At 62.6% G+C, this 25246-nt stretch carries 27 protein-coding genes and 1 riboswitch; of the genes, 15 read left to right on the forward strand and 12 right to left on the reverse strand.

The features are described from left to right. Window positions 1-44 precede the first annotated feature (44 nt). The 8 genes from OCK01_RS11985 (at window position 45) to OCK01_RS12020 (ending at window position 7196) form a co-directional block, all read left to right on the forward strand. Window positions 45-1025, forward strand: a complete 981-nt coding sequence (locus OCK01_RS11985) for a magnesium transporter CorA family protein (protein WP_263824105.1) — start codon at window positions 45-47, stop codon at window positions 1023-1025. A 14-nt stretch (window positions 1026-1039) separates the two neighbouring features. Beyond that, window positions 1040-2950 carry a potassium transporter Kup gene (locus OCK01_RS11990; RefSeq protein WP_412179004.1) on the forward strand — a complete coding sequence of 637 codons (1911 nt, stop codon included), beginning with the start codon at window positions 1040-1042 and terminating at the stop codon, window positions 2948-2950. 175 nt (window positions 2951-3125) lie between these two features. Then, a complete protein-coding gene (locus OCK01_RS11995) occupies window positions 3126-4295 on the forward strand; it encodes a cell wall hydrolase (RefSeq protein ID WP_263824106.1) in 1170 nt (389 codons plus the stop codon). Window positions 4296-4540: 245 nt separating this feature from the next. After that, window positions 4541-4903, forward strand: a complete 363-nt coding sequence (locus OCK01_RS12000) for an AtpZ/AtpI family protein (RefSeq protein ID WP_263824107.1) — start codon at window positions 4541-4543, stop codon at window positions 4901-4903. Window positions 4904-4937: 34 nt separating this feature from the next. Continuing rightward, window positions 4938-5696, forward strand: a complete 759-nt coding sequence (locus OCK01_RS12005) for a F0F1 ATP synthase subunit A (protein ID WP_182827217.1) — start codon at window positions 4938-4940, stop codon at window positions 5694-5696. Window positions 5697-5783: 87 nt separating this feature from the next. Beyond that, complete coding sequence (locus OCK01_RS12010) at window positions 5784-6008, forward strand: F0F1 ATP synthase subunit C (RefSeq protein ID WP_137156613.1); 225 nt, start codon at window positions 5784-5786, stop codon at window positions 6006-6008. Window positions 6009-6090: 82 nt separating this feature from the next. Continuing rightward, window positions 6091-6693: a F0F1 ATP synthase subunit B gene (locus OCK01_RS12015; RefSeq protein ID WP_182827216.1), complete on the forward strand. Its 603-nt coding sequence runs from the start codon at window positions 6091-6093 to the stop codon at window positions 6691-6693. A gap of 11 nt (window positions 6694-6704) precedes the next feature. After that, window positions 6705-7196, forward strand: coding sequence for a F0F1 ATP synthase subunit B (locus OCK01_RS12020; RefSeq protein WP_263824108.1), 492 nt, complete (start codon window positions 6705-6707; stop codon window positions 7194-7196). A 66-nt stretch (window positions 7197-7262) separates the two neighbouring features. On the opposite strand, the gene bluB is transcribed toward OCK01_RS12020, so the two are convergent. The 3 genes from bluB to OCK01_RS12035 all read right to left on the reverse strand — a co-directional run bounded on the left by bluB (window position 7263) and on the right by OCK01_RS12035 (window position 10227). After that, window positions 7263-8000 (reverse strand): 5,6-dimethylbenzimidazole synthase, encoded by a 738-nt coding sequence (bluB, locus tag OCK01_RS12025; protein ID WP_263824109.1) that lies wholly within the window; start codon window positions 7998-8000, stop codon window positions 7263-7265. A 42-nt stretch (window positions 8001-8042) separates the two neighbouring features. Then, window positions 8043-8219, reverse strand: a riboswitch (cobalamin riboswitch). Between the two features lie 40 nt (window positions 8220-8259). Continuing rightward, window positions 8260-8904: a ribonuclease HII gene (locus tag OCK01_RS12030; RefSeq protein ID WP_263824110.1), complete on the reverse strand. Its 645-nt coding sequence runs from the start codon at window positions 8902-8904 to the stop codon at window positions 8260-8262. 165 nt (window positions 8905-9069) lie between these two features. Further along, window positions 9070-10227, reverse strand: coding sequence for a PA0069 family radical SAM protein (locus OCK01_RS12035; protein ID WP_182827214.1), 1158 nt, complete (start codon window positions 10225-10227; stop codon window positions 9070-9072). A 120-nt stretch (window positions 10228-10347) separates the two neighbouring features. Between OCK01_RS12035 and OCK01_RS12040 the strand changes: the two genes are divergently transcribed. Together OCK01_RS12040 and OCK01_RS12045 are read left to right on the forward strand one after the other, a co-directional pair. Then, a complete protein-coding gene (locus tag OCK01_RS12040) occupies window positions 10348-10878 on the forward strand; it encodes a glycosyl transferase (RefSeq protein WP_263824111.1) in 531 nt (176 codons plus the stop codon). Window positions 10879-11006: 128 nt separating this feature from the next. Next, entirely contained in the window at window positions 11007-12818 is a 1812-nt protein-coding gene (locus tag OCK01_RS12045; RefSeq protein ID WP_263824112.1) for a methyl-accepting chemotaxis protein, read from the forward strand. A gap of 66 nt (window positions 12819-12884) precedes the next feature. Here OCK01_RS12045 and glyS read toward each other — a convergent pair whose 3' ends face one another. After that, window positions 12885-14999 (reverse strand): glycine--tRNA ligase subunit beta, encoded by a 2115-nt coding sequence (glyS, locus tag OCK01_RS12050; RefSeq protein ID WP_263824113.1) that lies wholly within the window; start codon window positions 14997-14999, stop codon window positions 12885-12887. Window positions 15000-15208: 209 nt separating this feature from the next. Between glyS and OCK01_RS12055 the strand changes: the two genes are divergently transcribed. Continuing rightward, the gene (locus tag OCK01_RS12055) at window positions 15209-17260 is read left to right on the forward strand and encodes a sensor histidine kinase (RefSeq protein ID WP_263824114.1); all 2052 of its coding nucleotides are present in this window, start codon (window positions 15209-15211) and stop codon (window positions 17258-17260) included. Beyond that, entirely contained in the window at window positions 17257-17658 is a 402-nt protein-coding gene (locus OCK01_RS12060; RefSeq protein ID WP_263824115.1) for a response regulator transcription factor, read from the forward strand. The genes OCK01_RS12055 and OCK01_RS12060 overlap by 4 nt, the downstream gene beginning before the upstream one ends. On the opposite strand, the gene OCK01_RS12065 is transcribed toward OCK01_RS12060, so the two are convergent. The 4 genes from OCK01_RS12065 to OCK01_RS12080 all read right to left on the reverse strand — a co-directional run bounded on the left by OCK01_RS12065 (window position 17655) and on the right by OCK01_RS12080 (window position 21175). Further along, window positions 17655-18320: a hypothetical protein gene (locus OCK01_RS12065; RefSeq protein WP_263824116.1), complete on the reverse strand. Its 666-nt coding sequence runs from the start codon at window positions 18318-18320 to the stop codon at window positions 17655-17657. The two genes, OCK01_RS12060 and OCK01_RS12065, sit on opposite strands and share 4 nt — an antisense overlap. A gap of 83 nt (window positions 18321-18403) precedes the next feature. After that, complete coding sequence (locus tag OCK01_RS12070) at window positions 18404-19660, reverse strand: 3-phosphoshikimate 1-carboxyvinyltransferase (RefSeq protein ID WP_263824117.1); 1257 nt, start codon at window positions 19658-19660, stop codon at window positions 18404-18406. 88 nt (window positions 19661-19748) lie between these two features. After that, a complete protein-coding gene (locus OCK01_RS12075; RefSeq protein ID WP_263824118.1) occupies window positions 19749-20696 on the reverse strand; it encodes a glycine--tRNA ligase subunit alpha in 948 nt (315 codons plus the stop codon). Between the two features lie 95 nt (window positions 20697-20791). Next, window positions 20792-21175: a VOC family protein gene (locus OCK01_RS12080; protein ID WP_263824119.1), complete on the reverse strand. Its 384-nt coding sequence runs from the start codon at window positions 21173-21175 to the stop codon at window positions 20792-20794. Window positions 21176-21297: 122 nt separating this feature from the next. On the opposite strand from OCK01_RS12080, the gene OCK01_RS12085 reads away from it, so the two are divergent. Both OCK01_RS12085 and OCK01_RS12090 read left to right on the forward strand, forming a co-directional pair. Beyond that, window positions 21298-21591 carry a type II toxin-antitoxin system ParD family antitoxin gene (locus tag OCK01_RS12085; RefSeq protein ID WP_263824120.1) on the forward strand — a complete coding sequence of 98 codons (294 nt, stop codon included), beginning with the start codon at window positions 21298-21300 and terminating at the stop codon, window positions 21589-21591. 1 nt (window position 21592) lies between these two features. Next, a complete protein-coding gene (locus OCK01_RS12090; protein WP_263824121.1) occupies window positions 21593-21913 on the forward strand; it encodes a type II toxin-antitoxin system RelE/ParE family toxin in 321 nt (106 codons plus the stop codon). Here the strand turns inward: OCK01_RS12090 and OCK01_RS12095 are convergent. The 4 genes from OCK01_RS12095 to OCK01_RS12110 form a co-directional block, all read right to left on the reverse strand. Then, a complete protein-coding gene (locus tag OCK01_RS12095; RefSeq protein WP_182829471.1) occupies window positions 21910-22110 on the reverse strand; it encodes a hypothetical protein in 201 nt (66 codons plus the stop codon). The genes OCK01_RS12090 and OCK01_RS12095 overlap by 4 nt on opposite strands. A gap of 9 nt (window positions 22111-22119) precedes the next feature. After that, window positions 22120-22983: a S49 family peptidase gene (locus tag OCK01_RS12100; protein ID WP_263824122.1), complete on the reverse strand. Its 864-nt coding sequence runs from the start codon at window positions 22981-22983 to the stop codon at window positions 22120-22122. 70 nt (window positions 22984-23053) lie between these two features. Further along, window positions 23054-23878 (reverse strand): tRNA1(Val) (adenine(37)-N6)-methyltransferase, encoded by an 825-nt coding sequence (locus OCK01_RS12105; protein ID WP_263824123.1) that lies wholly within the window; start codon window positions 23876-23878, stop codon window positions 23054-23056. Next, a complete protein-coding gene (locus tag OCK01_RS12110; protein WP_210275519.1) occupies window positions 23875-24081 on the reverse strand; it encodes a DUF2007 domain-containing protein in 207 nt (68 codons plus the stop codon). Before OCK01_RS12110 ends, OCK01_RS12105 begins: the two co-directional genes overlap by 4 nt. 130 nt (window positions 24082-24211) lie before the next feature. On the opposite strand from OCK01_RS12110, the gene OCK01_RS12115 reads away from it, so the two are divergent. Continuing rightward, window positions 24212-25228: a polyprenyl synthetase family protein gene (locus tag OCK01_RS12115; protein ID WP_263824124.1), complete on the forward strand. Its 1017-nt coding sequence runs from the start codon at window positions 24212-24214 to the stop codon at window positions 25226-25228. Window positions 25229-25246 lie beyond the last annotated feature (18 nt).

A 25246-nucleotide genomic window follows, 5' to 3' on the forward strand; every position in this document is an offset into this window, starting at 1 on the left:
ATGCCATCGGGGCGCGGAATGACCATGTCCGGAGCTTATCGCTCATGATCATTGCTTACCGTTCGAACGGTGAGTCGATGGTGCTGCCGGTGGATCAGCAATTGCAGACTCTTCCAGCCGACGTCGTATGGCTCGATCTCGCTCATCCGACGCGCGAAGAGGATCATTACGCCCAGATCCTGACCGGCATAGAGGTTCCGACGCGGGAGGACCTGCACGATATCGAACCGTCGAGCCGTCTCTACGCCGAAGGCGGGGCGCTTTACATGACGGCGTCTCTGCTTTGTCATGCCGATACGGCGACGCCGAAGCTGGCGGACATCGCCTTCGTGCTGACCGAGCGGCATCTGGTGACGGTGCGCTATGACGAGCCGAAATCCTTCAAGCTGTTTTCAGCCGCCCTTGGTCGCATGTCGAATGGCGATTGCGCGCCGCACGCCGTGTTGATCAGGCTGATGGAGACGATTTCCGACCGGACCGCGGAGATACTGGAACGGGCGGAAATGAAGGGCGAGGCGCTGCTGCTGGCCATTTTCGGCGACGGCGAGCAGGCGGTGAAGCGGCGCCCTCCCAGGTTCCTCGAAAATCTTCTGTCGGCAATCGGTCATCACCATCGCTTGATCTCCAAGGCGCGTGACAGCATGGCCTCTCTGTCGCGGCTGATGACGTTTCTGTCCGGCTCGCCGGTCATCCAGGGCGACGCCGAAGCCAGGTCGCTGTGCAAATCGGTCGTTCATGATCTGCAGACGCTGTCCGAACATGCGGCATTCATATCGTCGAACACCACCTTCTTGCTCGACGCGTCGCTCGGATTGATCAATGTCGAGCAGAACGCCATCATCAAGATCTTTTCGATCGCATCGGTGGTGCTTTTGCCGCCGACCCTGATCGCCTCAATCTATGGCATGAATTTTCGTTTCATGCCCGAACTGGAATGGACGTGGGGCTATCCAGCCGCGATCATCATGATGATCGTCTCGGCAGTGATCCCCTTCTTCTTCTTTCGTTGGAAAGGCTGGCTTTAAGCCTGAAACTGACCATGTCGGACACACATCTGCATTCGGGCGGCCACTCGGGCCCCATGTCCCAAAAGAAGCTTCTGGCGCTGGCGCTGGGGTCAGTCGGCGTTGTCTACGGCGATATCGGCACGTCGCCGCTCTACGCCTTCCGCGAATCGCTGCGGCCCGTCTCGCATGACGGCGTCGACCGCATCGAGATCATCGGCCTGATCTCGCTGTTCATCTGGGCCCTGACGGTGATCGTCACGCTCAAATATGTCGTTTTTCTGTTGAAGGCGGACAATGACGGCGAGGGCGGAACGCTGTCGCTGCTGTCTCTCGTGACCAAGGCGGTGTCCGAACGTCGGGCCAGCGTCCTGCTGCTGATCGGCATCGTCGGCGCGGCGCTGTTTCTGGGCGACGCCATGATCACGCCGGCGCTTTCTGTTCTCTCGGCCGTCGAGGGGCTGAAATTCGTAACGCCGGCGCTCAATCCCTATGTGGTGCCGATTTCCGTGGTGATCCTGATCCTGCTGTTTGCGGTGCAATCGCGCGGCACAGGCGCGGTGTCGGCCTTTTTCGGCCCGATCACCGCCTTCTGGTTCCTGACCCTCGGCGGCATTGGCGTCTACCACATATTCGACGATCTCAGCATTCTCGCCGCCTTCAACCCCTATTACGGCGTCTGGTTTCTCGCCAATAGCGGCCTGGTCGGCTTCATCGTGCTTGGTTCGGTGTTCCTCGCCGTCACCGGCGCCGAAGCGCTTTACGCCGATCTCGGCCATTTCGGCCGCGCGCCCATCCGTCTCGCATGGTTCGGTCTGATCTTTCCGGCTCTCACGCTCAATTATCTCGGCCAAGGCGCCTATGTGCTCCAAAATCCGGAAGGGCTGTCCGATCCGTTCTTCCTGATGTTTCCGGAATATCTGCGTCTTCCCGCCGTTATTCTCGCAACCGTGGCCACCATCATCGCCAGCCAGGCGGTCATCACCGGCGCCTTCTCGCTGTCGCGTCAGGCCATCCATCTCGGCTTCCTGCCGCGCATGGAGATCTACCACACCTCCGACACCAATACCGGCCAGATCTATCTTCCGGCTGTCAACACTATCCTCATGTTCGGGGTCATGGCGCTGGTGCTGATGTTCAAGTCGTCGGAATCGCTGGCGGTGGCCTATGGCATCGCGGTCACCGGCGACATGGTGGTGTCGACCATCCTTCTCTACAATTTCGTGCGGTCTTTCTGGAAATGGTCGCGCCTGCAAGCGATCGTCGTCATCGCTCCGCTCCTGTGCATCGAGTCCATCTTTTTGGGCTCCAACCTCACCAAGCTGCATCACGGGGGATATGTGCCGGTGCTGATCGCCGGTTGCTTCGTCGTGATCATGTGGACATGGCGTCGCGGCACGAAAATCCTGTTCGAGAAAACGCGTCGCACCCATATTCCTCTCGGCACCTTCGTGAAATCGCTCGAGAAGAAGAGCGAGCATGGGCCGATCGAGGTGCCGGGCACGGCGATCTTCCTCACTTCGGATCCCACCTCGACCCCTGCGGCGCTGCTGCACAATCTCAAGCACAATCATGTTCTGCACAGCCAGAACATTATTCTGACGATCAAGACGCAGAACCGACCGCGCGTACCGATCGAGGAACGCGGGCGAATCGAACGGATTTCCGAACATTTCCAGCTTCTGGAACTGAGTTTCGGCTTCCAGGAAACGCAAAACGTCTCCCAGGCGCTCGCCCATCTCAGGAAAACCGGCTTGAAATTCGACATCATGTCGACGTCCTTCTATCTCGGACGGCGAAAACTGATCCCCGACGCGAATTCCGGCATGCCCTCCTGGCAGGATCGCCTGTTCATCGCGCTCGCCAGCGCCGCAACCGATCCATCGGATTATTTCCGGCTTCCGGCCAATCGTGTCGTGGAATTGGGCGCTCATGTGACCGTTTAGGCGATCGGTTGCTCTCCGGATCACGGAATTTTTCGGGCGGCTTGAAGCCGCCCGTTTACGTTTGAGGAGAGCCCAGCGCCTCGCAAAGGCCACAAATCCCGGGATTAACCAAACATCAAGGTTAATAGCGCATTGTCTGGCCAATGATTTCCAGTTCCTGTGGAGTAGCGTTCACGTGTTGAAGCGTTCCTTGGCCGCGCGCCGTTCGCGCATTCCGTCCGACTGGGCGGGCCCTAGCGTTTTCGCGCTCGCCGGCCTGCTTTTTTTCCCCACCATTGCGGCGGAGGCCGATGTGACCGGCCTCGTTTCCGCTCCGGCCGGCGCCGCATCCTGGCGCAGCTACATGGCCCCCATCGGCGCCGGCTCGATCCAGAGCGCCGAAATCGTCTTCAAGAACGCCGATCGCCGCGCCTACGATCCCGCCAATCGCGGTCTCGTGCTTGCCGGCGGCCAGAAGGTCGCCCTGTCGTCCGACAAGCGCGAAGAGCCCGAGACGCCGGATGAGGCGCGCATAACCCGCAGCCTCAAGAAGGGCAGGGTCCTGGCGTCTGAACGCGTCAGGCCCCCGCAAGGTTTCACCGCCGGCAGCATTCTCGACCGTCAGGCGCATCTCCTCGCGCCCGAACTGACGGAGGAGCGGGTAACGCTGTTCCAGAAGCCCACCATCAAGGGCAAGGAGATCGAGATCGCTCTCGCCTTTCATGAGGTGAAGCCGCGCGTGCAAGACCATGGCGTCCCCGCCATGCTGGCAAGCCTGATCACCAACGAAAAGGGCGACAGCCTCGCCACCGCCTACGCCGATCCGGAACCCGATTACGCCGAACAATCGCCCTTCGATTCCATTCTGGCCAAGCCTCAGGGCGACCGTTTCGTTCCGGACGCCGGAAAGGAAGCGCATGGCTGGGCGGCCAACGTGCTGCCGGCGACCGTCTTCAGCGAGAAGGAACAGAAATGCCTGGCTGAGGCCATTTATTTCGAAGCCATCACCGAGCCCCTCAAGGGGCAGGCCGCCGTGGCGCAGGTGGTCCTCAACCGGGTGCGCAACCCGGCTTTCCCCAACACGATCTGCGGCGTGGTCTATCAGAACGAGGACTGGCGCAATCGCTGCCAGTTCTCCTTCGCCTGTGATCGCATTCCGGACATCATCTGGTCGCGTTCGCGCCTGGAGGCCGCCAAGGAAGTGGCGCTCGCCGTGACGGCCGGCAAAATCTACCTCAAGGAAGTCGGCGATTCGACCCATTATCACGCCGTCTATGTCAGGCCGAACTGGGCGCGCACCATGAAGCGGGTCAGCCGCATCGGTCTTCACATATTCTACAGAACCTATCGCGGCGGCTGGGTCTGATAGGCTTTCGGGCCGCGGCAATTGCGCGCAAAGTTTCCAAAACCCGCTGACTTGTCTGTAACATCCTGAATTTTCAGGTTAAAAATACATGAATGCCGAGCGCGGGCTCGCCTTGACTCCCAAAAAGGTCGAAACTATGGTGCACGCGGCTTGAGAGCGGGGGTCTCCAGTTTGGAACTTGCCAATTTTCAGCCTTGCGCGAGCAGATATGCTGGGTTAATGCCCCTGCCCGTGAGGAGGCGAGAATGGAAACCGACCGCCAGGACAGTCTGGAAGCGCGCATGGAGAAACTCCACAAGGAGTTGGGACACGCGCAAGGCAGCCCCGAGGAGGCAGCGAGAGCGGCCAGCGACAATGACCGGAAAGGTTATTCGCAGGCGCTGAAAATCTCCTCTGAGTTCATTGCGGCCGTCATCGTCGGCGCGATGCTGGGCTATCTTCTGGATCTGGTCCTGCCCACCAAGCCGTGGGGGTTGGTCATTTTTCTGCTCCTGGGATTTTGCGCGGGCATCCTCAATGTCCTCAGAGTGGTGGGCGTGGTGACCGCGCCGCATCCGGTGGACAGGATCGGGGAAGCCCGCAACAAGGACAAGAGGCCGAAGCCCTGAGGCGCGGCCGTGATGAAAACGAGAGAGAACAAACGTGGCGACCAGCGATAAGGTAGATCCGATCCATCAGTTCCATATTGTCCCGCTCTGGGAGAATGTGGGCGGCACCGGCTTTCACTTTACCAATTCCGCTCTCTTCATGGTGTTGACAGTCGTCGTTGCGACGCTGTTCTTCGTCTGGGCGTCCGCCCCGCGCGCCATCGTGCCGGGCCGCATGCAGTCGATCGCCGAACTGGCCTATGAATTCGTCGCCAAGATGCTGAAGGACTCGACGGGTAAGGAAGGCATGAAGTTCTTCCCCTTCGTGTTTTCGCTGTTCCTGTTCGTGCTGGTGTCCAACCTGTTTGGCATGGTGCCCGGCTTCTTCACCGTCGGCAGCCAGATCATCGTCACCTTCGCTCTGGCGCTGCTCGTGATCCTGGTCGTGGTGCTCTATGGTCTCTACAAGCACGGCCTCCACTTCTTCGGTCTGTTCGTCCCGTCGGGCGTGCCGATGCTCGTCGTTCCCCTGGTGACCATGATCGAGGTCGTGTCATTCCTGTCGCGCCCCGTCAGCCTCTCGGTTCGTCTCTTTGCGAACCTGCTCGCCGGCCACATCACGCTCAAGGTCTTCGCCGGTTTCGTGGTCTCGCTCGGCGTGCTCGGCCCGATCGGCATCGTCGGCGCCATCCTGCCGCTGCTGATGACCATCGGTCTCACCGGTCTCGAATTCCTGGTCGCCTTCCTGCAGGCCTATGTGTTTGCGGTTCTGACCTGCATGTATCTCAACGACGCGGTTCATCCGGGCCACTAAGGTCGTGAGTAGAGTTCGGCGTCGGTTGACACTGACCGGCGCTCCTGATTAACAGCCACCAAACGAAAACACTGAAGGAGTTCTACAATGGAAGCTGAAGCAGCAAAGTACATCGGCGCCGGTATCGCTTGCCTCGGAATGGGCGGCGCAGCCCTCGGCCTCGGCAACATTTTCGGCAACTACCTCGCCGGCGCGCTTCGCAACCCGTCTGCAGCCGACGGCCAGTTCGGCCGCCTGATTTTCGGCTTCGCCGTGACGGAAGCTCTGGGCATCTTCTCGCTGCTCGTCGCTCTTCTCGCTCTCTTCGGCTGATCGGCGTCTCAAAAAACCATCGGGCCATGGCGTTCGGCCGTGGCCCGTTTTTTGATACCGTATCCTTGCCCTGGAGGAAGGAATGTTTGTGACGACAGCCTATGTTCTGTCCGCCACGGCGGTGGAAGGGGCAGTGCAGTCGACGGAAGCCGAAGTGCACACCGAAACCGGTGTTCCGCACGACGCCGGCCACGCCGATGTGTTCCCTCCCTTCGACGCGACCCAATATCCATCGCAGCTTCTCTGGCTGGCGGTTACCTTCGGCGCCTTCTATTTCCTGGTGTCGAAGCTGATTACTCCTCGCATCGGTTCGATCATCGAGACCCGTGAAGCCCGCATCGCCGGCGATCTCGCCGAGGCGCGGCGGATGAAGGACGAAGCCGACGCCGCAGTCGCCAAATACGAGCAGGAACTCGCCGCAGCTCGCGCAAAGGCGCAGGGCATCGCAGCCGAAGCTCGTGACGCCGCCAAAGTGAAGTCGGACGCCGAGCGCCAGCAGCTCGAAGCCGATCTCGCCAGGAAGATCTCGGAAGCAGAGGCCAGCATTGCCGCCATCAAGGCGACTGCGCTGGGCGAAGTCTCCACCGTGGCGCAGGACGCCGCAGCGGAGATCGTCAACCGGCTCACCGGCGTTTCCGTCAACTCGGGCGAAGCCGCTGACGCGGTCAACGCCGTGAAAGGCTGAGGAGGCTCGTAATGGATGCAACATTTTGGGCGCAGATCTGGGCGCAAGTCGCGCTTCTGATCTTCCTCGGGGTGATCATTTACCTCAAGGTTCCCGGCATGGTCACCCGCGCGCTCGATTCGCGCGCGGAGAAGATCGCATCTGAACTGAATTCGGCCAAAAAACTGCGCGACGAAGCGCAGGCCCTGTTGGCCGAATACCAGAAGAAGCGCGCCGCCGCCGAAGCGGAAGCCGCCGAAATCGTCGCCGCCGCAAAGCGGGAAGCCGATGCTCTGGCCGAGGAGGCCAAGCAGAAGACCGCCGATTACGTGGCTCGCCGCACTCTGATGTCCGAACAGAAGATCAAGCAGGCGGAAGCCGAAGCTGTGGCCGCTGTTCGTTCCGCCGCCGTCGACCTCGCGGTCGCCGCTGCGGAAAAGTTGATCGCCGGCAAGACCGACGCCTCGCTCTCCAACGCGCTGTTCAACGACGCGGTGGGCGAAGTGAAGTCCCGGCTCAACTGAGCGCGTCTCGGAGCCTCGATTGAAGAACCCGCCGCGAGGCGGGTTTTTTATGGGCGCTGTCGCGTTTCAGGCGGGCGGTACCGGTTTCATCGCAATTTCGCGATAGAGCCGCAACACATGCGACTCCTCCGGCCAGCGTTCCGAAAAGATGAGCCGGTCGAGCGGCATCCGGTCACGCCAACCCTTGGTTTCGAGTTCCGGCTTTCTGTAGAGCTCCGACACATGGCCGACGCAGAGATAGGCGACGATTTCAACGCTGTCGGGTATGCCCAGCAACGCGGCCAGGCGGCGATGGTCGAAGATGCTCACCCAGCCGACGCCGATGCCCTCCGCCCGTGCGGCCAGCCAGAAATTTTGCACTGCGCAGACAGTCGAATAGATGTCCATGTCGGGATGATGCGTGCGGCCGAGCACGAACTCGCCGCCGCGCTTGCGGTCGCAGGTGATGCAGATGTTGAGCGGGGCTTTGAGTATCCCCTCCAGCTTGAGCGCCCGGTACTTCTTCTTGACGTCGCCCTCCAACCGGTCGGCGGCTTCGTTGTTGGCCTCCTCGAACAATCGGTGGACGGCGCGGCGATTGGCTTCCTCGCGGATCAGGATGAAATTCCACGGCTGTGTCAGCCCCACCGAAGGGGCGGCATGGGCAGCCGCCAGCAGTCGGTCGAGCAGCGTCGTATCGATCGGATCGGCAAGAAACTCGTTGCGGACGTCGCGCCGCGTATGGATGGCGCGGTAGACCGCGTCTTTGTCGGCATCGGAAAACGGACCCACGGCCGTGAGGTCGCGATGAGCGGCGCCAAGCATGTTACCCCCTGCGTCTGGCGTGCCCGCTGCGCCGTCCTCGCGCGTCGGGCTATGTCGTCCGGTCGGTCTTCTGGCTCGGTTTCATCTGCCGCTTCGCCTTCCCGGTCTCCCAGTGGCGTCTCGAAGCGGCATCCGCCTTACAGCGCTGGGCGCGCGCCGGTTTCGCACCGGCTTCCCGATTCTCCCGCGCGAGCGGGCGCCGGACGATAATGATGTAGCTGAAATAGTGTCCCCGCGGCAATCCATCCCGCGACAAGAACTAGTCCTTCCGCAGCGGGCGAAAGCTCATGCGGTGGAGGGGGCAGGGGCCGAGTTCGATGATGGCGCGGCGGTGCACGACGGTGGCGTAGCCCGCATGCTTCTCGAAGCCGTAGCCCGGATGAGAATGCGCCGCCGCCTCCATCATCCGGTCGCGGGTGACTTTGGCGACGATCGACGCCGCGGCGATCGAGACCGAGCGGGAATCGCCCTTGACGAAGGCCTTGCCGGGGCAGGGCAGGCCGGGGGGAACGTCGCGGCCGTCGATGACTGCGAAATCGGGCCGCCTGTACAGAGAAAGGGTCGCCCGCCGCATGGCTTCGAGGCTCGCCTTGCGAATGTCCGTCCGGTCGATTCCCAAGGCGCTGACCGAGGCGATGGCGACCTCGGCGCTTCCCAGGATCTCCGCATAGAGCCTCTCGCGTTCGGAGAGCGAGAGTTGTTTGGAGTCGTTCAGGCCGGTCGGAATACGGGCGCGGTCGAGCACAACCGCGCAAGCGACCACGGGTCCCGCGAGCGGTCCGCGGCCGACCTCGTCGAGGCCGACGATGCGGTCGTAGCCGTCGCGCATCAACGCTTCCTCGATCGCGAAAGTCGGGGCGACGTCTTCAAACAAGAAAGGTAGGGAATCGGCGGGACGCGTCATGCGGGGTTTGTGGCATATCCCGCCGATTCCCCGCAAGTCCCGGATCGAGGGCGGCGGCCCGGGATGCTTGCGGGCGCCATCCGTCGTTGCGGTTCGACGGAGGGCGCTGGTCGACGCTGGGTCCGGCTTCAGGGACATGCCGGGCCCAGCATCCGATACTGAGAACTAGAGGAGGCTCAGTTGCACCCCATAGCCGGACGGAGGCACGAAGAGATCGGTGTTCAGCTGAATGCCGCGCCGCCTGAGATCGAGCTTCTTGGCGGCGAGTTCGAACCTCCGATGCAGTTGCCAGGCATAGGGACCGGCGCCCTTCATGCGTTTGCCGAATTCGGCGTCGTAGTCCTTTCCGCCGCGCATGGAGCGCACCAGGTTCATCACGTGCCGGTAGCGATCCGGATAGTTGCGCAGCAGCCAATCGCGAAACAACGGGCTGACTTCGAAGGGCAGGCGCAGCAGGATGTAATTGGCTTCCCTGGCCCCGGCGGCGGCCGCGGCGTCGAGAATGCGTTCGAGTTCGTGATCGTTGAGCGCCGGGATCATCGGCGCGGCCAGCACGGCTGTGGGAACGCCCGCTTCGGTCAAGGCCCGGATCGCCTCCAGTCGCCGCGTCGGGGTCGAGGCGCGCGGCTCCATCAGCCGGGCGAGCTTGCGATCGAGCGTCGTCACCGACAGCGCGACTTTCGCCAAGCCCTTTTCGGCCATCTTCGACAGCAGGTCGATATCGCGCATCACCAAGGCCGACTTGGTCACGATCGAGACCGGATGATTGGCCGTCGACAGGACTTCGAGGATCTGCCGCATGATGCGCCATTCCTTTTCGATCGGCTGATAGGGGTCGGTATTGGTGCCGATGGCGATCGTCTTCGGTTTGTAGCCGGGCTTCGACAGCTCCCGTTCGAGAAGCCGCGCCGCATCCGGCTTGGCGAAGAGTTTGGCCTCGAAATCAAGGCCCGCCGACAGGCCCATATAGTCGTGGCTCGGCCGGGCGAAGCAATAGACGCAGCCATGCTCGCAGCCCCGATAGGGATTGATCGAGCGGTCGAACGGCACGTCGGGGCTGTCGTTGCGCGTGATGATGCTGCGCGGCTTCTCGACCTGAACCTCGGTGCGGAACGGCTCCAGGCTTTCGAGCGTCTGCCAGCCGTCGTCCAGCGCCTCGCGCTCCTTCGACTCGAAACGGCCCGCCGGATTGAGGCCCGCGCCGCGGCCGCGACGGCGGTCGATGTCGATCCTCACACCGCTTTCCTTGAGCAGTCCATCGGCAAGCTCCGCCGTGTTGGCAGGCTGGAAGGCAGCCTGCCGCGAAAGGGACAGATTGATCATTGGGCTTCTCCGGCGCGGTCAGCTGACCGCCTGATGACAATTTTCCTATCGTGAAAAGGAGAACAATGCAAGAACAAAATGCGGCTGGCAATCGCGCGCGGCTTTCGGTAAAGCTAGGCCATGCTGACGGTGATGTTGGAATGCGAGAACAGCGAGCCAGAGCTCGCCTATACCCTCTCCGTGCTCGTTTCGGGCGCGGTCGACGGCGTCGTCAGCGAAGTCATCGTGCTCGACAGGGGGTCGCAGGATGGCACCGCCCGGCTCGCCGACGCCGCGGGCTGCAAATATCTGCAGAGCTGGACGCTTTCCGACACCGTGCGTCGCGCGCGAGGCGAGTGGTTGCTCTTCCTCGAACCCGGCGCCCGGCCGCAAAATGGTTGGGTTGAGGAAGTGCTGGAATATGCCGCGATCGGCGGAAAGGCGGCCCGGTTTTCGGCCTCGCGTCGCCATCGTCAACCCTGGTTCCGGCGCATCGCGCAACCAGGCAAGCCATTCGAATACGGTCTTCTGGTGCAGAAGCGCGATTTGCTCGCCGCGCTGGACGCGGGCGTCGATTTGGCGCGGTTCGCCCGGAATGCGCCGCGGCTCCGATTGCGGACGGAGTTGATTCCGGCCGCGGTTCTGAAAGGTCGGGCCAAGGCCGAGCGTTGAGCGACGCGCGGGAATTCGGTGATCGGCGCGCTAAAGTTAGGGGATGCTTAAGCGTAATCCCCTAAATTTGGGGACAAACGCCGGAGACCGTCCTGTTTCCGCGCGGTTTGGGACGCCGAGGGGGCCTGATGATCAACCTGAAGATTGCGCATAAACTCTACCTGCTGGTTTTCGCGCTGATGGCGGCGTTCGCCGTGGCGGTGACCTTCGAGATCCGCGCCGCCGCAGACGCCGTCTATCATGAACGCTATGAAATGCTGCGGACCGAGACGGAGTCCGCCGTCTCCATTCTCAAGCAGTTCCACGAGCGCCAACTCGCCGGGGAATTGACGGAAGAAGAGGCCCGCGCCCAGGCCTATCAGATCGTCAACGGCATGAAATATTCGCCCGACGGATATTTCTTCGCCTATGACTACGATCTCAACATGGCCTTCCATTACGACAAGGACAAGGTCGGCAAGAATCTGCGCGGCAAGCCGGATCCCAAGGGCAAGCTCTACCGAGAGGAACTGCTGAAGCTGGGCCAGGCGGGCGGCGGGCGCACCGATTTCGATGCGTCCAAGCCCGGCGAGCCAAAGGACGCCTTCTTCCGCAAGAGCGCCTATGCGCTCGCCTTCGAGCCCTGGAAGCTGGTCGTCGTCACCGGTCTTTATGTCGACGATCTCGACGCACAGGTGAACGCCATGATCGCCAAGGCGGTCGGCGTCATGCTGGCAATTTTCGCGCTCGGCGCGGCGCTGGCCTATGTCATCATGCGGTCTATCACCAAACCCCTCGAAGAGGTTCGAAAGGCCCTCGGCGAAGTAGCTGACGAAAACACCGCCATTTCCGTGCCTCACGCCGGCCTCTCCAACGAAATCGGCATGATGGCGCAGGCGACGGCGGCGCTGCAGACCAAGATCCGTGAGCGCCACGACCTCGCCGAGCGCGAGGCGCGCCAGCAGCAGGAACTCGCCGCCGAACGTGAGGCCAATGTCGAGCGCGAGCATCAGGAGGCCGAGGCGCTGCAGCGGGTGATCTATGAGATCGGCGACACGATGGAGCAATTGGCGACCGGCGATCTGACGGTCCGCTGCGGCGATCTCGGCGCCAAATACGATTCGCTCAGGCTCAACCTCAACAGATCCTTGTCCAAGCTCGAAGGGGCGATGTCGAAGGTCAATCGCAAGAGCTCGGACATCGGGGCGTCGAAGGACGAGATCCGTCGCGCCTCCGGCGAGCTTGCGCTCCGCACCGAGCGTCAGGCCGCCAATCTCGAAGAGACGTCCGCGGCGATCGACGAATTGTCGGTCACCGTCCGCCAGACGGCGGAAGGCGCGCGCGAGGCCGCCAATCGCGTCTCGACGGTCAGTTCCGACGCCAACAGTTCAGACCAGATCGTCGCCCGCGCCATCGACGCCATGAGCGGCATCGAAAAATCCTCGAGCGAAATCACCAAGATCATCGGCGTCATCGACGAGATCGCCTTCCAGACCAATCTCTTGGCGCTGAACGCCGGCGTCGAGGCGGCCCGCGCCGGCGAAAGCGGCAAGGGCTTCGCGGTCGTGGCGCAGGAGGTGCGCGAGCTCGCCCAGCGCTCCGCCGCCGCGGCCAAGGAGATCAAGGAGCAGATTTCGCGTTCCTCGACCCAGGTCGCCGAAGGCGTGGATCTCGTCGGTCAGGCGGGGGAGGCGCTCAAGCGTATTTCCGGACAGATCGCCGCCGCCAACGCCATCGTCGACAAGATCGCCCACAGCGCCCAGGAACAGGATGCGACGCTGAAAAGCATCGCGAGTTCGGTCAACCAGCTGGATCTCGCCACCCAGCAGAACGCCGCGATGGCCGAAGAGACCACCGCCTCCGCCCAGGTGCTGGCAGACGACACCGAAGAGCTGGTCAAACTGATCAGCGCCTTCCGCGTCCACCCCAATGCGGGCGCGCATCACAAACAGGCGGCGTGAACCGCGGCGCCCACATACGAAACCGGCCGCGAAAGCGGCCGGTTTCGTTTTTGCGGCTATGCCCTCTTACCCGGCGATCTTGCTGAAATCCGCCACCGTGCCAGTGGCGCTGCGGATGGCGGCCAGAAGCGCCAGGCGATTGGCGCGGATGTCAGGGTTCTCGTCATTCACGAGCACGTCGGTGAAGAAGGCGTCCACGGGGCCGCGGAGCTTGGACAGCGCTTCCATGGCGGCGGCGAAATCCTCGCGCGCCACGGCCTGGGCAGCGCTCTGGCTGGCGTTGACGATCGCCTGATGCAGCGCGGTCTCCGCCGGCAGTTTCAGCAGGCTGAGATCGATCCGTTCGGCGGCCTTCGTTCCCTTCTTCTCCTCGGCGGCCAGCAGCTGCGTGGCGCGCTTGGTTCCCGCCAGCAGGTTCTTTCCGTCCTCGGTGCCGATCAAGGCCGACAAGGCTTCGGTGCGGCGCACGATGGTCAGGAGATCGTCGGCGTCTTCGGAGAGCACCGCATCGACGATGTCGTGACGGCGGCCGGCGTCCTTGAGATAGACTTTCAGGCGATCGTGGAAGAAGGAGAGGAGGTCGCGGTCGGAAGCCACGCTTAACAGTCTGAGGCGAACATTGTTCTCCAGAATAATCCGGATCACGCCCAGCGCCGCGCGACGCAGCGCATAGGGGTCCTTCGAGCCCGTCGGCTTTTCGTCGATTGCCCAGAAGCCCATCAGCGTATCCAGCTTGTCGGCCAGCGCCACGGTCGCAGCCACCTTGTCGGTCGGCACGCGGTCTGAGGGGCCTTGCGGCTTGTAGTGATCCTCGATGGCGGTGGCGACCGCTGCATCCTCGCCCTGCAGCGCCGCATATTTGCGGCCCATGATGCCCTGCAGTTCGGGGAATTCGCCCACCGCTTCGGTGCGCAAGTCGGCTTTCGCAAGCACTGCGGCGCGGTCAACGAGAATGGGATCGGCGCCGGTGACCTCAGCGAGCTTGGCCGCCAGCGCGCGGATGCGCGTCACGCGCTCGCCCTGGCTGCCCAGCTTGGCGTGGAAGGTCACATTGAGATGGTCGAGTTTGGCCATGCGCTGGTCGAGCGGCTTGGAAAGATCGAGGCCGAATTTCGCCGCCGAAGCCTTCAGCGTATCGAGATCGGGCAGGTCGCCCTGGTCGCGCTTGTAGAAATGCGCCGCGTCCGACAGGCGCGCGCGCACGACCTTGCCATTGCCGTGAATGATCTCGGCGCCGCCGTCCTTGGCCTCGATATTGGAGATCAGGATGAAATGGTTCGACAGCGCCTCCTGGCCGTGCAGGCGGGTGACGAAACATTTCTGATTGGTCTTGATGGTCAGCCGGATGATTTCGGCAGGGATCTTCAGATAATCCTCTTCGAAGCTGCCCATCAGCACATGCGGATATTCCACCAGGCCGGAGACTTCCTCGAGCAGCCCTTCGTCCTCGACGAGATCGAGCCCGGAGGCGAAGGTGATGTTTTTAGCGTCGGCCAGGATGATTTCCTTGCGGCGATCGGCGTCGAGAATGACCTTGGCCTTTTCGAGCGCGGAGACGTAATCCGAAAAGCGCTTGACGGTGATCGCCTCGGGGGCATGGAAGCGGTGGCCATAGGTCACGTTGGAGGCGGTGATGCCGTCGACTTCGAAGGGGATCACCACCGGCTCGTCATGCTCGGGTCCGAAAGTGCAGACGATCGATTGCAGCGGCCGCACCCAGCGCAGCGAACCCGGCTTGGCCGAGGCGACGCCCGAGCGCATGCTCTTCGGCCAGGGGAAATTGCGGATGATGCCGGGCATCACCTCGGTGATGATCTCTTCGGCGGCGCGCCCATGCTTGTGGATCGTCGCCACATAGAAATCGCCCTTCTTCGGGTCCGATTTCACCTGAGCCTGATCGATAGAAGAAAGGCCCGCCGAACGCAGAAAGCCATCGATGGCGGCCTGCGGCGCCTTCGTGCTCGGTCCCTTGCGCTCCTCATGCTGGTCGGCGGAGCGGGCGGTGAGCCCGCGAATGTCCAGCGTCAGCCGGCGCGGCGTCCAGTATTCCCGCGCGCCTTCATAAGTGAGGCCCGCTTCGACCAGCGCATCCGTGAGCAGCTTTTTCAGATCGCCCGCGGCCTTGCGCTGCATGCTGGCGGGAATTTCCTCGGAGCGGAGTTCAAGAAGAAGATCGGGCATGGTGTCTTTCGCTTTCGCGGGCGGATGGGGAGTTGTCGCGCCGGACCTAGCAAGTTCCGCGGCGCTTGTCATGCCTGAATTGCGCTTGGCGGCATGCTCGGAAAGCGCGAAATACCAGGCCTCGCTAAAGTTTTAACACAGCCTTGCAAGCTTCATTAGCGGGCATGACCTAATCTGATCCTCCAAGCCATTTCAGGGGGAATCCCCATATGCCGCAGGCAGTCTGGAATGCAATGCCCATCTGGGGTCTCGTCGCCACCCGCGCCATGCTGCGCTGGACGCTGAGCGACAAGAGCCGCGACGAGGTTCTCTCCGGCGTGCTCAACGAGATCATCGCCACGCGCGAATTCGATCTCGGGCCCTGCGCCGCCATCTTCAACGAAACGCCTTATGGCGGCCGGCATAAGCTGCTTTATCACACCCAGGCCGACTGGTGCACCATTCCCCTGGAATACGACCCCCAGTCGGGCCAGGCCCAGCCGCTCTGCGCGGAAGATCGGGCGCGATCCTATCTCCTGCCGTTGATCGACCGCAGTTCGGGGGCGATTTTCGGCTCGGTGCTGTTCCTCGGCAAGAGCCGCCGCCGCATGGACGAGGAGCGGATGGCGGTGCTGCGGCTGCTGATCTGCGATCTCGCCGACATCGTTCTGTCTCGCCGCCGCGCCGACGCCGACCACCAGTTCGCCGATCTCGTCGAGATCTCGACCGACGAAATCTACCTCATCGATCCGGACATGCTGGAGATCTTCCGCGCCAACGGCACGGCGACGATCAAGACCGGTTACCGCGAAGACCAGTTGATCCGGATGACGCCGGTGTCGCTCAAGCCCGATCTGACGCTCGACGAATATCGCATTCTGATCAATCCGGTGATTTCGGGGCGCGAGAAATTCGTGACCTTCGAGACCTTCCACGCCCGCCGCGACGGCAGCCAGTACCGCGTCACCGTCAAGGTCATCTCTCTCAGGGGCGAAAAGGGGGAATGCCTCGCCGAAGTCGTGTTCGACACGACCGAAGAACAGCGCAAGATGCTCGGCATTCTGCAAGCCGCCTTCGAGGCTTTCCCGGGCGGCATCGCCGTCTTCGATCATCGTCTCGATCTGATGATCGCCAACCGGCATCTCTATGATCTGCTCGATGTGTCGCCCGACGCCTTTCCGCCCGGCGCAAGCTTCGAAAACCTCATCCGCATCAATGCCGAACGCGGCGAATATGGCGACGGCGACATCGACGCGCTCGTGCTGGAGCGGGTCAACCACGCCCGGCTGTTCCTGCCGCACAGTTTCGAGCGGGTCAGCGCCCATGGACGGGTTCTCTCGGTCAGGGCCGAGCCGCTCGCGGCCGGCGGCTATATTCTCAGCTACACCGACATCACCGTGCGCAAGCAGGCGGAGATCGAACTCATCCGCCATCGCGACCAGTTGGAAGACCAGGTCCGTGAGCGCACGCTGGAGATCGAGGCGCAGGCGCATGCGCTCGAAGTGGCGCTCAACCACGAGAAACAGATCAATGCGCTGCAGCGTCAGTTCGTCTCGATGACCAGCCACGAATTCCGCACCCCGCTCGCCATCATCGACGGCGCCGCCCAGCGGCTCATCCGCAAGAGGGGTGCGGTCAATCAGGAGTTCCTCGCCGAAAAAACCGGCCAGATCCGCGCCTCCGTGGCGCGCATGGTGGAATTGATGGAGAGCTTCCTGTCGGCCGGCCGCATGACCACGGGCAAGATCGAGCTCAATCTCGCCGACTGCTCGATCAAGACGCTAATCGAACAGGCGGTGGAGCGTCAGCGCGAATTCTCCAAGCGCCATCGTTTCCATGTCGACCTGCAATTCCTGCCCGACAAGATCCGCTGCGATCCGCTCGGCATTGGCCAGGCGATCACAAATCTGCTGTCGAACGCGGTGAAATACTCGCCGCACGCCCCCGACATCGAGATCACCGGCTGGGACGAAGGCGATTACGCCGTGATCTCCTTCCGCGATCATGGCGTCGGCATCGACCCCGACGACCTGCCGAAAATGTTCTCGCTCTATTTTCGCGCCCGCACCTCCACGGGCATCGCCGGAACGGGGATAGGGCTCAACCTCGTCAAGCAGATCGTCGATCTGCATGAGGGGGACATCAGGGTCGAAAGCGAGCGGGGCGACGGGTCGACCTTCACCCTCATCCTGCCCGTGCATGGACCCGCAACCAAGCCGCAGGCGGACCGCGCAAGCGCGCCCATCCGCCCGGCCCAGCAAGAAGAAAGGATATCGGCATGATCACCATTCTCTGCGTCGAAGACGAAATGGACGTCCGCGAATTGATCACCGAGGAGTTGGAAGACGCAGGCCTGCGCGTGCTTCAGGCCTCCAACGGCAAGGAAGGGCTGGAACTGATCCTGCGCCACCGGCCCGATATCGTCATCTCCGACATCACCATGCCGGAGATGGACGGCGCCGAGCTTCTGGCGGAATTGCAGATCAATTACCCGCAATTCTCCAATATGCCTTTCATCTTCCTGACCGCGCTCGCCGACCGGGAAAAGATGCTCGAAGGCATGCGCGCCGGCGCCGACAACTACATGACCAAGCCCATCGATTTCGACGTGCTGATGGCCAAGATCCAGGGGTTGGCGCTTCGAATCGAAAACCGGGTCGCGGCGGGGCTGGAGTTTTAGGCGACCGGCCCCTCGGCGAGCATGACGAGCTGCAGGCGCTGCATGCGCCGCATGAAAAGGATGGCCGTCACGAAGAAGGCGAACTGCGTCACGAATGCGGCGAACTCGATGGCGAGGGAAATAGAGGCGGGAAGGGACGCCTCCAACCCTGGTTCTGTTGCGCTCGTCAGAAGGATGCGTAAGGAGAAAAGTGCGCCGGTTGTTGCACCCAGCCGATAGAGTGTTTTCGACGGCTGCTCGTCTGCGCTGTGTGTATGTAGGGCTAGCTGGCTGAGTGCGAAGGTCGGCATGATGTACCTCAGTACCGGCGCGTAGATGCTCAGACAAGCGACCCAAGGCGTGGGGCTGAAGTTGACGTTCCGACGTCGCAGGAGCTTTGCTGCGCCGTAAATCCAGGCCGAGAAGGTAACGGTGACAGCGAGAGACACACCGAGACCCAGATAGGCGAGTATGTCAGGGCCGGGGCCGTAAACAAGCGCCAGGACCAATCCATTGCCCGAAAACCAACTCGGCCAAAATACGAAAGTGGCATTCAGCAGCCAGGAAATACACGCAAAAAGGCCGGCGGCGACAAAGATCTGCGGGCCGCGCCGCGCGATCCAGGCAAAAAAATTCATTGAGAAATAAACCGGATTGATTGCATCGATCCAATCATGTTGCAATCAGCGCGACGGTCTGTCAATCAGCGGATCCGATCCGCGCTGACGTATCCCGGACATCCTCGCAGCGGCAATCTCAACGCTCTTCAGCCTTCGATGATCTCCACGCCCAACGCGCCCAGAGCCTTCCAGTAATCCGGATAGGTCTTGCCCACGCAGAGCGGATCGAGAATGGTGACGCCGTCGATCTTGAGGCCCGCAAGCGCAAAGCTCATGGCGATGCGGTGATCCGCGAAAGTGTCGATCTCCGCCGGCAGGCGCTGGCCGATCAGGCTCGGGTCCGAGGCCACGATCAGGTCGTCGCCCTCTTCGGTCGCCAGTCCCGGACGGATGGCGTTGAGGCCCGATGACAGCGCGCGAATGCGGTCGCACTCCTTGACGCGCAGATTGGCGATGCCGACGAAGCGCACCGGCGTTTCGTTGAAGGCGGAGAGCACGGCGATGGTCGGGATCGCGTCCTGCATCTGCGAACCGTCGATGACGGCGGGGATATGCGGGAAGGCGGAGATGACCTCATAAGCCTTGGCGTCCGGCTGGGTGAAAGCGCCGGCATCCACGCCGATGTCGATTTTGCCGCTGGTGAGCGCTTCCGCCGCCCAGAGATAGGTGGCGGCCGAAGCGTCGGGCTCGATATGGTAATCGGCGGCGACGTAACCTGTGGGCTGCACGCGCCAGGTGGCCGGCGAAGTCTGCTCGACCTCGGCGCCGAAAGCGCGCATTGAGGCCAGCGTCAGGTCGATATAGCCGCGCGCGCCGATCTCGGCGCCGGCGAGTTCGACCTCAAAAGGTTCGCTGGCGAGCGGCGCGGCCATCAGGAGGGCCGAGACATATTGGCTGGAAAGGCCGGCGTCGATCACGACGCGATTGGTGGCGAAACGTCCTTCCGCGTCAACGGTCACCGGCGGGCAGCCGGTCGGCGCCTCGATCTGGACGCCGAGCGAGCGCAGCGCTTCGACCAGCGGCAGGATCGGCCGCTTGCGCATATGCTGGTCGCCATCCACCACGAAACGGCCCTTTGCCAAAGCGACCGCCGCCGTCAGGAAGCGCGTCGCCGTGCCGGCATTGCCCAGGAAGAGAGGGGCGGAAGGTTCCTTCCAGACGCCGTCGCTGGTGACGACGAAGGTGGTGGCGTCCGGCTCATCGACGGTGACGCCCATGGCGCGCAGCGCCTCGGCCATATATCGGGTGTCGTCGCTTTTCAGCGCGCCCGTCAGCCGGCTCACGCCCTTGGCGAGGCCTGCGACGAGCAGCGCACGATTGGTGATCGACTTCGAGCCCGGAGGGCTCACGCGGCCTGTAAGCGGCTTGGAGGTCGGGACGATGGTGAGTTTCTCGAGCGTCATCAGGCGATCCGATACGGGCGGTGCGTGGGAGCCGGCCCCGTCGATCTCACGGCGAGGGCCGGATGCGATAGATCAGGCGGCGGACGGCTCACGCCGTCCAGTTGACGCCACCGGCGTCGGTCAGCAGGAAGGCTTCGCCGCAGGCCTTGGCCAGCGTGCGCACGCGCAGGATATAGCTCTGGCGCTCCGTCACTGAGATCACGCCGCGCGCGTCGAGCAGGTTGAACACATGGCTCGCCTTGATGCACTGGTCATAGGCCGGCAGCACGCATTTGTGCAGGCGCTGAGCGTCCTGATCGCCAGGCGCGCCGGCGGCCAGCAGAGCCTGGCATTCCTTCTCGGCGTCGATGAAATGCCGATGCAGCATCTCGGTATTGGCGTATTCGAAATTGTGTCGCGAATATTCCTGCTCGGCCTGCAGGAAGACATCGCCATAGGAGATCTTCTCGGCGCCCTCGCGGCCGTTGAAGTTGAGGTCGTAGACATTGTCGACGCCCTGCACATACATGGCGAGACGTTCGAGACCGTAGGTCAGCTCGCCCGCCACCGGCGAACATTCTATGCCGCAGACCTGCTGGAAATAGGTGAACTGGCTGACTTCCATGCCGTCGCACCAGCATTCCCAGCCGAGACCCCAGGCGCCGAGCGTCGGGCTTTCCCAGTCGTCTTCGACGAAGCGGATGTCATGCAGCAGCGGATCGAGGCCGATCGCCGCGAGCGAGCCGAGATAGAGCTCCTGCAGGTTGGACGGATTGGGCTTCAGGATCACCTGATACTGATAGTAATGCTGCAGGCGGTTGGGGTTTTCGCCATAGCGCCCGTCCGAGGGGCGGCGGGACGGCTGCACATAGGCGGCTTTCCACGGCTTGGGGCCTAGCGCGCGCAGCGTGGTCGCCGGGTGGAACGTGCCGGCGCCCACTTCCATGTCGTAAGGCTGCAGAACCGCGCAACCCTTGTCCGCCCAGTAGTTATGCAGGGTCAGGATCAGCGCCTGAAACGAGCGCTTGGGATTCATATGATCTGGGATCGCGGACATGACATACACCCTCGGCAATTGCTGGCGGCTGAGTGCCATGGCGGGCGGGAAGGGTCAAGGCCCTTGCCGCGTCAAGCGCCGGCGTCCCGCCGCCATCACTCCGGCCGATGGCACACGGCCTCGATATTGTGGCCGTCGGGATCGAGCACGAAAGCGCCGTAGTAATTCTCGTGATAATGCGGTCTCAGCCCCGGCGCGCCATTGTCCCTGGCCCCTGCCGCCATCGCCGCATCATAGAAGGCGCGCACCGCAGCGCGGTCCTTGGCCTGGAAGGCGATATGCAGCACGCCGGTCACCGGCCCGCCGCTGCTGATCCAGAAATCCGGCTTGTCGACGCCATAGCCGGCATGCGCCGCTCCGCCGGTCATCTCAGCCGTTACCTCCATCATCCGGCTCGCGCCGATGGCGGGCATGATCGCATCGTAGAAAGCGCGGGAACGTTGATAGTCCGAGACGGGAAAACCGATATGGTCGAGCATGACGTCCTCCTCATAATGTTCCCTATATGTTCGCATGGCGCCTGATCTTGTCAAGACGCCGTTTCGATTGATCGCAAGGTCATTGGGGCTTATGATCGCGGCATATAAAGTCGGAGGCAGCCATGAATGTGAAGATCTCGATCGAGCTTTCCGAGCAACAGCTGGAGTTTGCCGAACGGTTGGTGAGCCGGGGCGACTATGCCTCGATCTCGGAACTCGTGCAGGATCAGATACGCGACCTGATGCTGGAAGTGGATGAGCCAGAAGGGGAGGCGGACGCTGTGACAGCCATGGCGGAGGAGATCCGGCGCAGGGCGTCCTTGCCGGACGATCAATGGATTACAGTGGATGAGGCCGACACCATGTTCCAAGATCTCAGACGCCAAGCCCGAGAAAAGATTAAGGCAGGCCTCTGATGTGACCTACCGCATCGTCCGCCACCAAGACGTCAAGTTCGATCTCGCCGCGATCGTCGATCTCATCGGTAATTTCGCCGGATATCAGACGGCTTACGATAAGATTGGCCAAATTGAACAAGCCCTGGCGATGCTGCGGCTTCATCCGTATATCGGAAGCCCTCGGTCGGAGGTCATGCCGGGTCTGCGCGTTCTTCCGGTTTCTCGTCGCGCAGTCATCTGCTTCACCGTCGATGACGCCGCGCGCATCGTCAAGATCATCTGCGTCGCCTATGCGGGGCAGGATTGGCAGAGGCTTGCGCGAGGGCGCGAGGAGCCTTAGCGGTCTTCTTCCTTGCGCAGGCGATACTCGCCGGTGACCGGATCCTTGACCAGCGTGCCGATCGCGCCGGTTTCCGCTTCGCGCCGCTTGGCGGCGTTGGCCTTGGCGAGCTTCAAGGCGTCGGCGACGAACTTCTTGTAGACCATCCAGCCTACAAGTCCGATCACGACGACGAAGACGATCTTCGATAAACCCACTTTGAAATCCTAAAGTCCGTATCGGCTCCACCAGAGCCGTTCCTCCGCCGTCGAAATCGCCGCTTCCGCAGCGCCCGCGCCGATCTCTCCGCCCAGCCGCGGCGTGGCGGAGCGTCCCGAAATCATCCGGGCAACAAATCCACGCGAGGCCTCCACAGGCTCGATCTCGACCTCGTCACCATAGCGCAAACGCAGCTCGGTTTCCATGTCGCCGAGCGCGTCGACGAGACCGAGCGCCAAACCCTTCTCGCCGGACCAGAACAGCCCGGTGAACAGCGTGTCGTCTTCGGCCAGCTTGCCAGCGCGGCGCTCCTTCACCATGTCGATGAACACGCGGTGCACGTCGAGCTGCAATGATTTCAGATGCGCGACGTCGCTTTCCTTCTCGGGCAGGAACGGGTCGAGCACCGACTTGTTCTGTCCCGCAGTGTAGATGCGGCGCTCGACGCCGACCTTCTTGATCAGTTCCGTGAAGCCGAAGCCGCCGGAGATCACGCCGATGGAGCCGACGATCGAGGTCGGATCGGCGATGATCTCGTCGCCGGCGAGCGCGATCAGATAACCGCCGGACGCCGCGACATCCTCGACGAACACCAGCACCTTTTTCTCGTGCTTCTCGGCGAGCGCCCGGATCTTGTAGAAGATCTGCCGGGATTGCACCGGCGATCCGCCGGGCGAATTGATGGCGATGGCCACGGCCGGCGCCTTCTTGGTCTCGAAGGCTTCTTCGAGCAGGTCCTCGATATTGGCGAGATTGAGTGCCGGTCGGAACTGGCTCCCGCCCGCCTGGATCACGCCCGACAACCGCACCACGGGGATCTTGACCTTTTTCTTGCGGAAGCGGGCGGGAATGAGACGGCTGAGAAAACCCATTGATTGTTCCTGATCTTGGCGTGCGGTGGTTGAGACCGATATAGGAGCGCGCGAGCCCCTTTGGAAGGCCCTAGCGGCGCGGCGCCAGCCGGCGATAGGCTGCGCGGCCATTGTTGAGGTCGTCCACTTCGGGCAGGAACCTGTGCGACCCCTCGGGATGCATGAAGATCGGCGCGCGAAACACTGGCCGCGCCCGCGAACCCTTGACGCCGCTCACCAGCAGCCGGATGGCGCTTTCGCCCTGTCGCGGATGGATCATCGTGAATTCCAACCCGCCGAAGCGCTTGCCGCAGGCGTCCATGATCTCGGCGATCGATTCCGGCCTGGCGATCAGCGACATCTGGCCTCCTGGCTTCAGGATGGCGCCGGCGGTGCGGATCCAGGCGTCGAACAGCCCGTCCTGCAGCACATGCGCCTCCGCCTTCAGGCCATCCGGCGCGCGCCGGTCGCCGGCATGGTTGAAGGGCGGGTTCATGATCACATGGTCGAAAATGTCGTCCGGCAGGCCGGCGGCCACCCGTTCGCGGCCCTTGAGAGTCACATCGGCCTCGATCAGCCGGGCCCGGGCCGCGACGGCGGCATTGTCCGGCAGCGCGAGCGTCCTCTGCGCATAGGCGATCATCTCGGCGGATTTCTCGACCAGCGTCACGCGCGCCTGTTCAAGTCTCGCCGCGACGCCGAGACCCGCGGCGCCCGCGCCGGCGCCGAGATCGGCGAGTTCGATCGGACCGTCCGCATCCACCATGGCGGCCAACAGCATCGCGTCCATGCCGGAGCGATGGCCGCGCCCTTTGGGCTGGACGAGGAAGAAACGTCCGAAATGGAACGCGTCGATCGTGTCGACGACGGGCTTGTCGTCATCGCGTTCCAGCGTTTGCGGCAGACCGACATTCATCTGAGTTCGCCGCCCAGTCCGGCGTCATGGAGCGTCCGTCGGGCCTCGTCGATGCGCTCGTCCTCCACCAGCAGCCGCCGTTGCAGAATGCCGATCGAACCTTCGAGCACGCTCATGCCCTGATCCGCAATGAAGCAGACGATGTCGCGGTCCTCGAGCAGGCTCACGGCGTAGGACATGGCCACCGGGTCGTTGCTGCGCATGATTTCGATCACTTCACGCTCCCTCTGGGTCAAATTTCGTCAATTCATGGGCGCCGGGGCAATTCGCCTCTTGCCGCTCGGCCCCTTGGTTTTTATGGTCCGCCCAAAGAATTCAACAGGAGCCGGTTCCTTGGGCGTGGTCATACCGCTTGATGAAAGCAAAAACAAACAGGCCTCCATCAAGCCTTTGGTCGATCTGACCAGGGGCGACATGGAGCGCGTGAACCAACTCATTTTGTCGAAGGCTGGTTCCGACGTCCAGATGATCCCGGAAGTCGCCAACCATCTTATCTCCTCGGGCGGCAAGCGCCTGCGCCCGATGCTGACGCTGGCTGCGGCCAATCTGTTCGGCTACAAGGGCGAGGGCCATATCAAGCTCGCGGCGAGCGTCGAATTCATGCATACGGCGACGCTGCTGCATGACGACGTCGTCGATGAAAGCGACATGCGCCGCGGCCGCAAGACGGCCCGAATCCTCTGGGGCAATCAGGCCAGCGTGCTGGTCGGCGACTTCCTGCTCGGCCAGGCCTTCAAGATGATGGTCGAAGTGGGTTCTCTCGATGCGCTCGACGTGCTGGCCACCGCCGCCACCGTCATCGCCGAAGGCGAAGTGCTGCAATTGTCGGTCGCCAAGAATATGGAAACGACCGAGGACGACTATCTCCAGGTCATCCGCGCCAAGACGGCGGCGCTGTTTGCCGCCGCCGCTGAAGTTGGTCCCATCATTGCCGGCGCCAGCAAGGCCGATCGCGCCGCGCTGCGCTCCTACGGCATGAACCTGGGTCTCGCCTTCCAGCTCGTCGACGATGCGCTGGATTACGGCGGCAAGGCGGCCGAGCTCGGCAAGAACACCGGCGATGATTTCCGCGAAGGCAAGATCACGCTGCCGGTCATTCTCGCCTGGCGTCGCGGCTCGGAAGACGAGCGCGCCTTCTGGCGAAACGCCATCGAGGGCGGCGAGTCGACCGAGGACAATCTCGAACGCGCCATGGGCCTGATCACCAAATACGGCTCGCTGTCCGACACAATCGCCCGGGCCAATCATTATGGCACCATGGCGCATGACGCGATCGCCGCATTGCCGGCTTCGCCGCTCAAATCGGCGTTGATCGACGTGATCGAATTTTGCATCGCGCGCGTCAACTAAAAGCCCGTTTCGCCGTGT

The sequence above is a fragment of the Rhizobium sp. TRM95796 genome (genome assembly GCF_025779995.1).
In the GTDB taxonomy this organism is placed as follows: domain Bacteria; phylum Pseudomonadota; class Alphaproteobacteria; order Rhizobiales; family Rhizobiaceae; genus Rhizobium_E.